Source organism: Streptomyces sp. CNZ301 (genome assembly GCF_004217425.1).
Genome location: NZ_SHLG01000001.1, coordinates 1532178 through 1545900, shown reverse-complemented (window position 1 = coordinate 1545900; position 13723 = coordinate 1532178). Strand labels below are relative to the sequence as shown.

At 71.3% G+C, this 13723-nt stretch carries 11 protein-coding genes; 3 read left to right on the top strand and 8 right to left on the bottom strand.

Annotated elements, in window-relative coordinates; all coding sequences use genetic code 11:
• Positions 1-28 precede the first annotated feature (28 nt).
• A complete protein-coding gene (yaaA, locus tag EV375_RS06780; RefSeq protein WP_130298648.1) occupies positions 29-829 on the bottom strand; it encodes a peroxide stress protein YaaA in 801 nt (266 codons plus the stop codon).
• 334 nt (positions 830-1163) lie between these two features.
• Here yaaA and EV375_RS06775 point away from each other — a divergent pair, with 334 nt between their 5' ends.
• On the top strand, positions 1164-2444 hold the full coding sequence (locus EV375_RS06775; RefSeq protein ID WP_130298647.1) for a PP2C family protein-serine/threonine phosphatase: 1281 nt from the start codon (positions 1164-1166) through the stop codon (positions 2442-2444).
• Between the two features lie 72 nt (positions 2445-2516).
• Here the strand turns inward: EV375_RS06775 and EV375_RS06770 are convergent, their stop codons facing one another.
• The gene (locus tag EV375_RS06770; protein WP_130298646.1) at positions 2517-3761 is read right to left on the bottom strand and encodes a SpoIIE family protein phosphatase; all 1245 of its coding nucleotides are present in this window, start codon (positions 3759-3761) and stop codon (positions 2517-2519) included.
• A 340-nt stretch (positions 3762-4101) separates the two neighbouring features.
• Between EV375_RS06770 and EV375_RS06765 the strand changes: the two genes are divergently transcribed.
• The gene (locus EV375_RS06765; protein WP_130298645.1) at positions 4102-4806 is read left to right on the top strand and encodes a zinc metalloprotease; all 705 of its coding nucleotides are present in this window, start codon (positions 4102-4104) and stop codon (positions 4804-4806) included.
• Positions 4807-4900: 94 nt separating this feature from the next.
• Here EV375_RS06765 and EV375_RS06760 read toward each other — a convergent pair whose 3' ends face one another.
• Genes EV375_RS06760 through EV375_RS06745 form a run of 4 tightly spaced genes read right to left on the bottom strand, consistent with a single transcriptional unit; the run spans position 4901 to position 10347 of the window.
• Positions 4901-6466 (bottom strand): helix-turn-helix domain-containing protein, encoded by a 1566-nt coding sequence (locus tag EV375_RS06760; protein WP_130298644.1) that lies wholly within the window; start codon positions 6464-6466, stop codon positions 4901-4903.
• A complete protein-coding gene (locus tag EV375_RS06755) occupies positions 6463-7551 on the bottom strand; it encodes a DUF917 domain-containing protein (protein WP_130298643.1) in 1089 nt (362 codons plus the stop codon). The genes EV375_RS06760 and EV375_RS06755 overlap by 4 nt, the downstream gene beginning before the upstream one ends.
• 49 nt (positions 7552-7600) lie before the next feature.
• Entirely contained in the window at positions 7601-8737 is a 1137-nt protein-coding gene (locus tag EV375_RS06750; protein WP_130298642.1) for a DUF917 domain-containing protein, read from the bottom strand.
• Positions 8737-10347, bottom strand: a complete 1611-nt coding sequence (locus tag EV375_RS06745) for a hydantoinase/oxoprolinase family protein (RefSeq protein WP_130298641.1) — start codon at positions 10345-10347, stop codon at positions 8737-8739. The genes EV375_RS06750 and EV375_RS06745 overlap by 1 nt, the downstream gene beginning before the upstream one ends.
• Positions 10348-11155: 808 nt before the next feature.
• On the opposite strand from EV375_RS06745, the gene EV375_RS06740 reads away from it, so the two are divergent.
• Positions 11156-11623, top strand: a complete 468-nt coding sequence (locus EV375_RS06740; protein WP_486588327.1) for an ATP-binding protein — start codon at positions 11156-11158, stop codon at positions 11621-11623.
• A 298-nt stretch (positions 11624-11921) separates the two neighbouring features.
• Here EV375_RS06740 and EV375_RS06735 read toward each other — a convergent pair whose 3' ends face one another.
• A complete protein-coding gene (locus EV375_RS06735) occupies positions 11922-12317 on the bottom strand; it encodes a nitroreductase/quinone reductase family protein (RefSeq protein ID WP_130298639.1) in 396 nt (131 codons plus the stop codon).
• Between the two features lie 158 nt (positions 12318-12475).
• A complete protein-coding gene (locus EV375_RS06730; protein ID WP_130298638.1) occupies positions 12476-13198 on the bottom strand; it encodes a TetR/AcrR family transcriptional regulator in 723 nt (240 codons plus the stop codon).
• Positions 13199-13723 lie beyond the last annotated feature (525 nt).

Sequence of the window (13723 nt, the reverse complement as noted above, 5' to 3'; positions counted from 1 at the left end):
CGCATTGCAGAGCGCGCAACCCTTTCGGCTACAGCTCGCTGACCACCACGTCCAGTGCCCGCGGCTTCCCGGCCTTCTGCCCGGAAGCCGGCTCCTCCACCACGTAACCCAGCCCCCGCAGCGCCTCGACGAGGGCGGCGGGAGTGCGCGGCGCCGCGCCCTCCTCCAGCAGGGCGCGCACGATCCGCCCCTTCGTCGCCTTGTTGAAGTGGCTGACCACGGTCCGCTTCTCGCGCCCATCGACGAGGGCCGACTGCAACACCCTTACGGTGACGGTGCGTTCGGCCAGTTCGCCCTTGGGCTTCCACATCTGTGCGTACGCCGTCGAGCGCAGGTCGAGGACCGGGCCCGTTCCGGCGGCCTCCGGCAGCACGGCCGCCAGCGGCTCCCTCCAGTGCCCGCTCAGCGGACCCAGCCCCGGCAGCCGTACGCCGCCCGGGCAGCGGTACGACGGAATACGGTCCTTGATCCCCACCGCGCCCCACAGCCCCGAGAAGACCAGCAGCGACTTCGCCGCGCGCCGCTTGGCGGAGGGTCCGAGCGTGGCCAGACCGAGGGCGTCGTAGAGGACGCCGGTGTAGACCTCACCGGCGGGCCGGGCGGGTGCCGAGCGCAGCCGTGCGTTCCGGGCGACCTCGCCGCGCAGCCCCTCACTCAGGCCCAGCACGTGCCGCGCCTTCTCCTCGTCGGCCGAGCAGAGCCCCACGAGCTCCTCCAGCACCGCCTCGCGTGCCGGTGCCAGCCCGGGCAGCGACAGCTCGTCCGGGGCGAAGGGGCGTCCCCTGCCCCCGTCGGCCTTTCCTTCGGACGGCGGCAGCAGCACGAGCACGGCGGGTCTCCTCGGGGTACGGCAGCGGTGACTGACGCGGAGCAGCGTATGGGGTGCGAGGGGGCGGGGGCACGCGGGGCTGCCGGACCACCGGGCGCCCGCCGCTCCCGGGCAGGAGAACGTGCGCCCGCGCAGCGGATCCGTTGGCGGACACCCGGGAGCGGGGTGCAGCCTTGAAGGGAAACCGCTGTTCGCGTGCAGGGCGCGGAGAAGCAGGGAGACGGGGAGCAGGGGTTGCACTGATCAGATCCGGAACGGGCCGGGAGGCGCAGCGGCGCGGTCCACCGCGGACCCGCGCCTTCCGTTCGCCCCGGCGGCTGAAGGAGGCTGAGCCATGGGCAGGGCATCCGACCGGGCCAAGGTGCTCGGCGGGCTCATCTCCGCCAGCCATCTGTGCACCTTGACGCAGGTGCCCGGCGTGCTGAGCGACCAGGCCCGGCGCTTCGGCTGGTCGGAGGTGCTTCTGTACATCTCCGACATCCAGCAGACCGTCCTGACGCTGATGCCGCGCGAAGGCGCATACGGCCGCAGCGGGAGCGGTGACCCTCCCGTCGAGATGCCGATCGACGGCACCGCGCCGGGCAGGGCCTTCCAGCTCGGTGAGATCCTCCCCACCTCCGCGCGCGGTGGCCAGTGGTGGGTGCCGGTGCTGAACGGCACCGAACGGGTGGGTCTGATGCGGATAACGGCGTCGGAGGCCGACGACGCCTGCAGGCAGGACATGCGGGATCTGGCCGGTCTGGTGGCGCTGCTGCTGGTGACCAAGCGCAGTACCAGCGACGCCTACGCCCGCCTGGTGCGACGGCGCCGCATGAACGTCGCCGCGGAGATGGAGTGGCGTCTGATGCCGCCGCGAACGTTCGCGACGGACCGGGTCGTCGTCAGCGCGCTCATGGAGCCCGCCTACCAGGTCAGCGGAGACGCCTTCGACTACGCCTTCGCCGACGACACGGTGCACCTGTGCGTCATCGACGCCATGGGCCACGACACCGCCGCCGGTCTCACGGCGAACCTCGCGGTGGCGGCCTGCCGGAACCACCGCCGTCAGGGAAGCGACCTGGTGGAGACGTCGAACGGGATGGAGAAAGCACTCGTCGACCAGTTCGAGGACAGCCGCTACGCCACGGGCATCCTCGCCGACCTCGATGTGAGCACCGGCCTTCTGACCTGGATCAGCCGCGGCCACTACCCGCCGGTCGTCATCCGCGGAGGCCGCTTCGCCGTTCCGCTCGAATGCTCGCCGGCGCCGCCGATGGGCACCGGGCTGGGGCTCGTCGCTAACCTCTGCCGGGAGCAGTTGGAACCAGGTGACCGGCTGCTGCTGTACACCGACGGGATCACCGAGGCACGCAACCCGGACGGCGAGGAGTTCGGCCTCGACCGCTTCACCGACTTCCTGATCAGGCACCACAGCGACGGCCTGCCCGTCCCGGAGACGCTGCGCCGCCTCATCCGCCACCACCTCGACTACCACCAGGGCAAGCTGAGCGACGACGCCACGGTGCTTCTCCTCGAGTGGCACGGCCCGGTCCCCTACCCGCCCGGCCAGGCCGAGGCCCTTGTGGGACTGCCCGCGGGGAGCGCGCCGGCGAGGCTGGACCGCCCTGCCCGCTGAGGACGGGGCGGCACCGGGGCTGCACCGGTGCCTTCCGAGCGCTGCGGAGTGCTGCGGAGTGCTGCGGGGGCCTCAGAGGTTGATGACGACCAGGGCGATGTCGTCGGCGGCGCCCTCGCTGACCCCGAGCCCGGCCAGCAGGTTGTCCGCCACCTGCTCGGCGTCCAGCCTGCCGCAGGAGGCGAGAGCCCGCGTCAGCCGGGCGATGCCACGGTCGATGTCCTCGCCGCGGCGCTCCACCAGTCCGTCGGTGAACAGCACCAGGGACTCACCCGTGGTGTAGGAGGCGTGGGCCTCCGGCCGGGGCGCGCCCTGGGGGCCCGCGGCGAGTGGCGGGTCCGTGGCCCGGTCCAGCAGCTCGCAGGTGCCGTCACGGTGCAGCAGTACGGGCGGGAGATGCCCGGCGCTGCTGTAGGTGATCAGCTGCTCCTGCGGGTCGACTCTGACCTTGACGGCCGTCGCGCACTGCGCTCCCTCGACCGACCCCGCGTAGAGGTCCAGGATCTGAAGGGCTCTGGCGGGACGGTCGGTCGCGCGCATGGCGGCGCTGAGAGCGCTGCGCAGCATCCCCATGATCCCGGCCGCCTCCAGGCCGTGGCCGACGACGTCGCCGACCGCCGCGGTGAACCCGTCCCCCGGCACGTCCGCGACGTCGTACCAGTCCCCGCACACGTTGAGCGTTCCGACCGCGGGCAGGTAGCGGACGGCGACGCCGGGGCGGGGAAGGTCCGGGGAGTAGAGCATCGCCTCCTGGAGCGTGAGTGCGACCCGGCTCTCCCTGGCGTGTGCGTGCCGCAGCTCCTCGTTGGCCTTCTGAAGCTCCTGGGCCCGCGCGTACAGCTCCGTCTCGGCACTGCGGAACCGTTCCGTGCGGGTCTCGTCGGCGGACGGCAGGCGGCCGTCATGTTCCCTGATGAAGGCCGTCACGTCCTCCACGCGGTGGATGATGTGCACCACCGAGCCGTCGGGGCCGAAGACGGGGGTGTTGATCGGCGACCACCAGCGCTCCTCGAACTCGCCGGGGCGGCTGACGACGGGGATGTCGTACTTCTGCAGCGCCATCGTGTCGACCCTGCGCAGATCGAGGACCCGGCGCAGTGAAGCAGCCAGGTTGTCCACTCCGTGCGACCACGGATCATCGGGGTTCGGCGGGAAGGCGTCGAACACGTACTGACCCACGAGGTCCTCGCGCGACCGGCCCGTGGCCCGCAGGTACGCACGGTTCGCGTCCACGATGGTGAGCCCCGTATCGAGCACCAGATACGGGCTGGGCGTGGCTGCGAACAGCGCTTCGTAGTCGATCTCCGATCTCTCCACCGGCTCCTGCCAACCCCCCTGTCGGCTGTGGTCCCGAATCTAGGCACGTCCCCGGCTCCCCGCCCGCCGGGCGCGGCCGTCCGTGCGGCCGCGCAGGACATGCGGGCAGCGGCATGGCCGTCCCGGCCGGTGGGCAGCAATCAACCGACCGGGAAGAAACCGGGCGAAAGCCGATGACCGCCGCACGGCTGGGCGCCGTTCTGCGTGCCCGCGGTCGTGCCGTGCCGACGCCCCCGGCGGCCGTGCCGTACGGACCCGGGCCCCTGCCGGCCGTGCCGGCGGGCGGGCCCTCGCTCCGGCCTCCACCCGAGCTCGCCCCGTACGACTTCGCAGGAGCCACATGCTGAGGACCGGGATCGCAGTCGGCGCCGCACTGGTCGTGACGTGTGCATTCACCGTGACGCCCGCCCACGCCGCCAGGGTCGTCACCCTTGCGGGGCCCGGTTTCCAGGTGGCCGCGCGGCTCGGGGTGACCTCGGTCAGCCCGTCGCGCTCCTACACGGTCACGTTCGCCTCGGCGCGGCTGCGGGAGCGCTACGTTCCCCATCTCGCCGCCGCGGTCGCACAGTTGAGGGCGGCCGGCGTGAAGGTGACGATCGGCGGCGTGGAACACGTCGACCCGGCGGTGTGCCCGCCGCGGGGGCACATCCAGTTCACGCAGACGTACCGGCCCATGGGACGCGGCGGATACAGCCGCGGGATGCCCTGCCCGGCCCCGGAGAAGGGTGTCGCGGCGGGCGGCGTGGTGACCATGGACAGCGAATACTTCGACGGCACCTGGGCCATCGCCGCGCACAAGCTGCGGAACACCTTCACGCACGAGATGCTGCACGCCCTCGGCCTCGGCCACCCGAACCTCGACCGTGACGGCGACGGCGCCGTCGAACCGTACGAGTGCGTCACGGACCCGCACGGCACGAGCCCCGTGATGTGCTCACCGAACGGCGGCCACAGGACGGCCGGCGGGGCGGGAAGACTCACGGGGTTCGACATGGCCGGGATCAGGGCACTTCTCGCCAACTTCCGTCACAGCGAGGCCGGTTGAGAGCTGCCGGGCGCACTCTCTGCCGAGCGCTGTCGGCCCCGTTCACCGGGGCGGCCCCGTTCACCGCGGCCGCCCCGGTGAAGCGGGGGGCGCTTCAGCGGGCGCGGCGTCCGCCGAACCGCAGTGTGCGGCAGGCGAGTTGCACCACGAGCCGGTGGTCGGGAAGGGCGAGGTTCACATCGAGCAGGCTCTCCACGCGTGCGATCCGCTCCGCGACGGTGTTGCGGTGGACCCCCAGATACGCAGCCGTCGACGAGGCGGACGACTCGTGTTCGAGATACGCTTCGACCGTCCGGATCAGCTCCGTCTCACCGCGGTCGGAGAGCGGCTTGAGGATCTGCCGTGCGTAGGTCTGGAACGACTCCAGGCTGTACCAGTCGGCGAGGAGCTGCTGGAGGTCCAGCTCGTCGATGTGCGCGACATGCACCCCCCGAGCTGCCGCGCCGGCCAGCAGACACGCCTGCCGTGCTTCGGTGAGGGTCCTGGCCAGGCCCTCCGGCCCTTCACGGGGGCGTCCCACTCCCGCCGTCAGCGGCGCCTCGTCGGACAGCGAAGTCAGCGCGGCACGCAGCTGCTTGACCATGTCGCCGGATGCGGCATGCGGCGGCTCGCGTTCAGTGGTGACCCAGAACGCCCAGCCCTCGCCACGCTCCACGAGGTGCCCGCCCAGGCCCTGTTCACCGAGTGCGGCGTTCAGCAGGTCGGCCGTCCGCCGCCGCCAGTTCGGGGCGGGCCGGAGCGAGCGCAGATGAACGCCCGTGTGCCAACCGTGCATCTGCCAGCCGAGTTTCAGGCCGCCCTCCGTCACCTCGCGATTGGGGCTGTTGGGCTTCTTCAGCAACTCGGACAGCAGGTCGCGGCGTTCGCTCAGTTCGCGTTCGCCCTCCATGCGGCGCCGGGCGACCCAGCCGGTGATCGCGGACGCGGCGAGCGTCGCGGCCTGTTCCGCCGTCGTCGTCCACGTCCGCGGCCCCGGCGGGAGCCGCACCGCGAGCCACACGTCCGGCCCCGACTGGACGTCGAGGGTGACGGGGACGAGCACGAGGTCGCCGTCGCGGCTGTCGGGCTCCGCGGGCAGGGTGTGCGGGGAGGGGTCGGCCAGCGCGCCCTCCGGCAGCGCCACCGCGGACCCGGCCAGCACCGTGCCGACCGGGTCGATCAGGCTCGCCCGGCCGCTCAGCATGCGCGCCAACGTGTCCAGGACGGGGCCCGGTTCGGCGTGGCGGCGACGCAGCTGACGGCCGAGCTGGCTGAGCACGTCCGCCCGCACCAGCTCGGGCGCGTGGACGACGCGGTCGAGCTGCCGCGCCAGCTGAAGCGGGTCCTTGAAGGCGGCGACGAGGAGCGGCATCCCCAGCTTGTCGGCCAACCGCGAGGCGGAGCCGACCAGATGAGGCCCCTTCGTCACGACGAACCCGACGGCGCCCGCCGCCCGTACGGCGCTGAGCATCATGTCCAGCACGACGAGTTCCGTATCGCCGGGGGCCGCGATGACGAGCGCACCGGTCTGCACCGACTCCGCGCTCGCCAGGGTGGAGACGACCTCGATCGAGCACACCTCGTGGTCGAGGCCGGCCTTTCCGGCGGCGAGGTGGGCGCCCGCCAGCCCTTCCAGTCCGCACAGCATGCGGACCGTGACCGGCTGCCACGGCGTCGTCATCCGGCCGTTCCCTCCAGCGGTACGTAGTCCATGTCGTAGCCGAACGCCCGCGGCCCGAGCAGCTCCAGACCGGCCGCGCTGCGCCACTGAGGGTGGCACGGAATCCCCAGCACCTCGACCCACAAGCCGTAGCGCACCCGCTCAGCCGTCAGGCACGTGCCCGACTCCTGCTCCAGAACGCATATCAGGTCCGGGACGCAGGCGACGATGGCTCCGTCCTCGATCGCAACGAGGTACTCGTTCTGCATCTCGATGCGCAGTGCGCGGTCGGGCTGCCCGCTGTGCTCGACGACGACGGTGCCCGCCGGGAACTGGCCGAGGTGCCGCCGCGGCACCTCGACGACCTTGCCCTCGAAGAGGGTCCGGGCCCCGTAGCGCGCCGCCAGCCCCTCCCGGTCGCGCTCTTCGAGCATGCGTCCCATCTCCAGAGCCATGGAGTAGGTGCCGACCAGCATGCCTCTGTCGATCTCGTCCATGCGCAGTGGCCGCCAGGCCATGCCGGCCCAGCCGCCCATCGCCGGCATCGACAGCCGGATCACCGACTCCGCGTCGGCGCTGTTCACCCCGTCCACAAGGAGGTTGGACCCCTTGTCGGCGGTGAACGCCGCCGGGGTCAGGTCGATCCCGGCCAGCGTCAGCGTGGTCTGGCTGAGTTTCGTGACGCCGCGCCCCGTGCCGTCCGCGTCCACGAGGGGAAGTCCGAGCTGCGCGGCGGCGATGACCGGGATCACGGCCATGATGCCGGTCATCGCCACGCCGACCACCGCCTGCACCGTGACACCGGTGTGGCCTTCGACCCCGCGTATCGCGCGGGCTATCTCGCTGCCCTCGTACGGCTTTTCATGCATGACCGTGCCGGAGCCGACGAAACCGACCGGCACCGCCAGGCTTCCGGGCGGCAGTTCGGCAGGCTTCACGACTTCGACGGGACCGTGCTCCCGCAACGCCCGGCGGAGGATGGGCTCCACGAGTTCGGTGCCGGTGCCGCCACCGCCGCCCGTACCGAGCAGCATCGCGGCCTTGGAGAGCGCCGGTACGTCGTCAAGTGTGATCTGCCACATGCCCACCATTGTGGTGGTGCTCACCGGACCGAAGCGGTCAATGACCGAACTGACATATGCCTGATGACAGGCCTCAGGCGAGCCGCGCGGCGGGGTGGTAGTCCTCGTCGATGCCGAAGGCCCGCGGCCCGAAGGCGGCCAGCGCCTCGGGGGTGCGCAGCGGGGCCGGTGCGGAGATCACGAACACCCGCACACGCTGCCCGTACGCCAGCCCTTCGGTGGTGACCGGTTCCGCCGAGTCCGCGTGCAGCACGGTGACGAGATCGGGTACGAGGGCGACCGTGCGGCCGTCGACGCGTGCCGCCAAGTTCTCGTTCTGGAAGACGAGTTCGCACGTCGTTCCGCTCCCGTCGGTCCCGTCGCCCCCGGTGCCGTCCGCGCGGACGCCGTCCGCAGCGACGACGGCACGTCCCCGGGTGAAGCCGTCCGTGGTGCGGCGCTCCACGTCGACGACCTTTCCCGAGAAGACCGCCCGGCCGTGCTGGTACACCGTGCGCGGCAGCGCCTCCTGGAGCGCGGCGACCGGGTCGGTATGCCGCTCCCTCGCCTCGCGCACGGCCCGTCCGAGCCGCACGGCCGTGCTCACGGTGCGCGGCACCGCCGTGCGGCGGACGTCGCGGCCGCTCATGGGGTAGACGGCCATCGACGCGGAGGCGCCCATGCTGACGGCGAGCGCGCGGGCCAGCGACTCCAGCCGCCGGTTGTCGGAGCCGGTCTCGACGACGGCCACACTGCCGTGCTCGTCGGCCATCGCCATGGGTGAGCCGGGCATACCGCAGGCGCCGAACGTCGTCATCGACAGCTCGGGGAACGCCCGGCCCATGCCGTCGGCGTCGACGACCGGCAACGCGAGCTGCGCCGCCGCCAGCAGCGGGACCATCGAGTTCATGCCGCCGCACTCGGCGGGCATCGTGGCGGTGACCGGCCTGCCGAGGCGCTGCTCCAACGCGCGTAGAGCGCGGGCCGCTTCCGTGCCGTTCGGGAGCTTCTCGACCAGGACGGTCGGTGCTCCCAGCATGGCCGTGGTGACGACGAGGCCGTCGTCGTCCAGCTCGTCCGGATCGAGGAACCTGACGTGTCCCGCGGCCGATTCGAGCGCATCGGCCGCCAGCGACTCACCCAGGTAGGGGTCGCCTCCGCCACCCGCGCCGAGCAGCGCGGCACCCCGGGCGAGGTCGGGCAGATCGGTGAGATGGAGGTCCCACGCCATCAGCTGATCCCGCGCCCGTGCGTCGCGGGGGACGGTGGGGGTGACGGCGGGGGTGACGGAGCGGAGCCCGGGGCCAGGTCGCCGACGGCCTTCACACGGATGCGCGTCGCGTTGCCCGGAAGGTACGCGAGGGGGATCTCCTCCACCTCGACGATCTCCACCGTGCCCGGGCTGGCGCCGGCGATGAGGGCACGGTCGGTGGCCTCCTGCTTGGCGGTGTCCAGCGCGGCGTCCCGCTGACCCGACTGGATCGCGAAGATCCGGTCGACGTCGCCGCTGATCTGGGCGATGGCGGCACCGACCGCGTTGGCGACGGCGAACTGCTCCGGCCGCAGCACCGAGGACGCCAGCGGGAACTCCTCGGGCAGCAGCACGCTGCCGCCTCCCACCAGGACGACGGGGACGGGCTCCCGGCTGGTGCGCATCCGGTCGATCGTTCCGGTGATCCGGTCCGTCACGTAGTCCAGTCCCGTCCTCACCAGGTCACGGTCCAGGGAGGCCACCCGCTCCGGATCGCCGATCCGCGCACGGCCCGCGGCGACCACGAGGTCCGTGGCCGTCAGGGTCTTCCCCCCGAACACGAGAGCTTCCTCCTCCAGCCGGTAACCGACGCTGTCCGGCCCCACTTCGACGTCCGCGCCGTCCTGCCGCACGAGGCTGCCGCCGCCGACGCCGAACGAGAGCACGTCGGGCATGCGGAAGTTCGTACGGATGCCGCCCACGCTCACTTCCGTGCTCGCCTCCCGCGGGAAGCCGCGGTGCAGCATGCCGACGTCGGTCGTCGTGCCACCGACGTCGACGACCGCGCAGTCGTCGACACCGGACAGATATGCCGCGCCGCGCATCGAGTTGGTCGGCCCGGACGCGAACGTCATCACCGGATACTGGCGGGCGTAGTCGACGCCCATGAGCGTCCCGTCGTTCTGGCTGAGGTACAGCGGGGCGTGGAGGCCGATGGTGCGCAGCGTCGCCACCATGCCGTCGCAGATGCGCTCCGCGAGTTCACCGAGCGCGGCGTTGATGACGGTGGCGTTCTCGCGTTCCAGCAGGCCGGTGCGGCCGACTTCGTGGGAGAGGCTGACCCGCAGACCGGGCAGCCGCTCGGCGAGGATCTCCGCGGCCCGCAGCTCGAACTCGGAGTTGACGAGCGAGAAGACCGATGTGATGGCGACCGAACGGACCTCGGCGGCGGCGAGTTCGTCGGCGATCCTGTGCAGTTCGCCGGGGTCGAGTTCGGAGATGACGCGCCCGTCGTACTCGTGGCCGCCGTGGCACAGGTAGGTGTGGCCGCCGATGGCGCTCACCAGGTTCTCGGGCCAGCCCACCAGCGGGGGCAGCGACTGGGTGGCGGGCAGGCCCAGCCGTACGGCGGCGGTCGGCGCCAGGTCACGCGCCTCGACGATCGCGTTGATGAAATGGGTCGTCCCGAGCATCACGCCGGTGAGGGCTGCCGGGTCGAAGTCCTGCTGCTGCCGCAGGTGTTGCACGGCCCGCACGATTCCGTCCGTCACGTCGGGGGTCGTGGTGACCTTCGCGTCGGCCAGCACCGAGTCGCCGTCCATCAGCACGGCGTCCGTGTTCGTTCCGCCGACGTCGATACCGATCCGCATGTGGTGAGAACTCCTCGGTCATGGACGTGCCGTGCTGGGGACGGGCGGGAGCGCCACGGTACGGGCGAAGTTCACGGCGTCCAACCTGCCCGAGGACGATTCCGGCCAAGGGTCTCCGGCACGGCTTCGAGGCCCGTGCCGAGAGTGGCGCGAGGGCCCGGCGGGGAAAACGGCCGGAAACGGAAAAAGCCCCGGGGTGCACGGGAACACCCGGAACGGAGATCCGGCCCCGCCGAATTGCCGGACGCCCGGGGAGCATTGCGCGGACCTTCCGGGGGAATGTGCTACGCCACGGATGTCCCGTTCCGGAACCGGTACGGGACACGAACTCCCCCTGTCCGAAAGAAATGTTGCTCCGCCCTGATGCATGCTCCTCGCGCGGTGCCCGGCTTCGGACATCTGCGGAGCCGGCCCGGCGGGCTGTGCATCGACCACCGAATACTAGGCGCGGCACCGTACCGGCGCAGTGGGCAAAGTGCCGGTCCCGCATCGAGCGCCCGTGCAGGGTGCACGGTACGGCCTCGCGCGAGGGCCCCGTCAGCAGCGACGAGGCGCCGGGGAAGGCCGTGCAAGGTGTCACCCCGAGGGCCCGGCGTGTGCACTGTGACCACTTCCTCAAGGCTGAAAAGCTGCTTACGGTAAGGCCTTGGCAGGAAGAACACCGCCGTCACGAAAGCCACGGAGCACGCCCATGGCAACTGGCCGTCCCCCCACGGACGTTGCGCAGGGAGAAGACACGACCGAGTCCGCTCGCCACCGGCGCACGGCCACGGCTTCGACCGAGCCGCGGCCCCATTCCGTGTATGCCGTGGTGCCCCGTTCCGAGGACAAGCTGATCGAACTGGTGGAATTCCTGGCGCCCATTCCTGAAGCGGTTCCCGTCGCCCGTCGTCACGTGGTGGAAATGCTGGAGGGATGGGGCTTGAGCGCGCTGACGGAGACGGCAGCCTTACTGACGTGTGAACTGGTCGCGAATGCCGTGAAGCACGGCACTCCGCCTGCCGGCACCGTGAGGGACCGCGCAGGGAAGCAGATCGTGCTGACGGTGCGCCACCGCGACGGGCTGTTCATCGAGGTCTGGGATCCCGGGTCGAAGGGCCTGCACCCCCGCGTGCGCAGGGCCGCGCTCCACGACGAGGTCGGCCGCGGCCTCCACATGGTCGCCACCTTGAGCCGCGCCTGGGGCCACTACTCGCCCGCGTACGGCGGCAGAACCGTCTGGTACGAACTCGCGCTCCCGGACGACGACGAGGGGGAACGGGCACCTGCCCGCTGAGCTGACCGCGGCCACGGGGGGGCCGCGGTCGGGAGTCGGACCCCTCCGACCGGCGCTGCCGCCTGAACGGCCACGGGTACCGGCACGGCGACGCCCGGCGTGATGCCCGGCGTGCGGCAGGCCTGCCCGTACCGCCCTGCCCGGCAGGCCCGGTCAGGCAATCGCCCTGCCCGGTTCCGGATCCTCGTCGCGCTGACGCCGTGACAGTACGCACGCGCACGAACTGGCGAGAACCGTTGGTGAGTTGCAGAGTTGCAGCGGACGAGCCCGGCCTGTGCAACCCGGGCCGCGGATCCGGTCAGTCCGTGAGATTGACCCTGATCGTCAGCAGGTGCGTGCCGAGCGCCCGCACAGCCGCGCTGTTGAAACGCGACAGTGTCCGCAGCCGTGCACGGGAGTCGTCGCGCGGGATGAGATGAGCTGTGCCGCTGTGCCAGCGTCCCTTGATGCGGACGCGGACACGCGGGTCCGCCTTGATGTTCCGCACATACTGGGACTTCTCGCCGTATTCCGAGACGAACCAGAACTCCCGGCCGACGCGGCGCCCGCCGATGGGCGTCCGCCGGGGGAGTCCGGAACTCCGGCCGGTGGTCTCCAGGAGAACCTGGGTCGGCAGGCGGACCGTCAGCGGGTTGACGATCCTTCGCTGGAACGACGTGACGACCCGGTGCTTGATCTCGCTGTGGCGTGGCATGTGTCGCTCCCGTCTGCCGTCGATGTTCCTGGCCTCGTATTCGGGCCGTCAGGGATGGGCGTGTGATCCTACGGTCGGCGGCCGCGGGCGCATCAGCGGCCCGCGGCCCCTCTCGGCAGGCATCTCACACGCGTTGAGACCGAGCCGCGAGGGCCTGGTCAGGCTGCGCCGTCGGTCTTCGACGACTTCAAGCCGGTCTGGTGGGCCAGTGCGATGACGGCCTGGTCGAACATCTCGTCCGGCGCCTGGACCACTCGCTGGAAATGGCCGAACACCTCGAAGCTGATGAGTCCGAAGAGCTGCGCCCAGGCAGTGACGACCCAGGGCAGTACGTGGTCCGGGACGGAGGGGTCCGATTCCTGGGTGAGCTCAAGGACGTGGGAGTTCAGCACCGTGGCAGGAGGCGCCTCCCGGGCGGGCGCCTGCAGGGAGTCGGCGGCCAGGGCGGACTCGGCCAGTGACAGCAGCACCAGTGCCACCCGGGAGGCCGGCTTCACGGTTTCCTGGGGCGCGCGGTAGTCGGGGACGGGCGCGCCGTAGATCAGTGTGTACTCGTGCGGGTGCGCGAGGGCCCAGCCGCGGACGGCCCGGCACACGGCCAGCCACACCTGCATGAGATCGGTGCTGCCGCTTTCCTTCAACGCCGTCTCCGCGGCTTCGCCCACTGCTTCGAACGCGTCGATGATGAGCGCCGTGAGCAGATCGTCCCGGCTGGGAAAGTAGCGGTAGAGGGCGGACGGAACCATGCCCAACTCACGTGCGACTGCGCGCAGCGAGAGCCTGGCGGCTCCATCGGCGGCGAGCTGCTCTCGTGCCTGGGCCTTGATGGCGCCGGCGATCTCGGCCCGGGCCCGTTCCCTTGCTCCCTTGATGGCTTCCATGTGATCAGTCTTCCACAGTGCAGTGAACACTGTCCCAGTGTGAGAGCAACACCCTTGTTTCAGAGCAGTGTTCACGGCACACTGGGCTGTGACCACATCGAGACTCTGACTCGCTTTCAGGCCGGGTGCCCGCAGCGTCGCGGGACACACCGCACCTCGTATCAGCCTTGCGCAGGCCCTGACCCGCTTGCTGCGCGGTGATCCGCTCCCGGGGGTTGAGCACCTCGGGCACGGGGAGTCCCGCAGAAAACCGACCCCGGACCGTCTTGGTCCGGCAGCGGCCGCCGGGCCCCGGAGGCCGAGAGAGAAAGGAGGCCTGTGATGATCTCTGCCGGGTCGCCCAGCGGGCGATCACGCGAACCGCTGCGCTCCGTGTGGGCGTTACCGCAACCGATCCGGCACCGCGTCCCAGGAGCCCGCGCCGGGAGGCAAAGACGCCCGTCGCAGCGCGATTCGCCGGGTGTATTCCCGGCCCGACGCGTCGGAAGCGGACACGAGCCGACCGAGCCGCGAAATTCTCAAGAG

Coding starts and splice junctions, on each gene's coding strand:
- EV375_RS06735 (WP_130298639.1), bottom strand. CDS start 12,317: ATGCCACGCCACAGCGAGATCAAGCACCGGGTCGTCACGTCGTTCCAG.
- EV375_RS06765 (WP_130298645.1), top strand. CDS start 4,102: ATGCTGAGGACCGGGATCGCAGTCGGCGCCGCACTGGTCGTGACGTGT.
- EV375_RS06750 (WP_130298642.1), bottom strand. CDS start 8,737: ATGGCGTGGGACCTCCATCTCACCGATCTGCCCGACCTCGCCCGGGGT.
- EV375_RS06760 (WP_130298644.1), bottom strand. CDS start 6,466: ATGACGACGCCGTGGCAGCCGGTCACGGTCCGCATGCTGTGCGGACTG.
- EV375_RS06745 (WP_130298641.1), bottom strand. CDS start 10,347: ATGCGGATCGGTATCGACGTCGGCGGAACGAACACGGACGCCGTGCTG.
- EV375_RS06730 (WP_130298638.1), bottom strand. CDS start 13,198: ATGGAAGCCATCAAGGGAGCAAGGGAACGGGCCCGGGCCGAGATCGCC.
- EV375_RS06775 (WP_130298647.1), top strand. CDS start 1,164: ATGGGCAGGGCATCCGACCGGGCCAAGGTGCTCGGCGGGCTCATCTCC.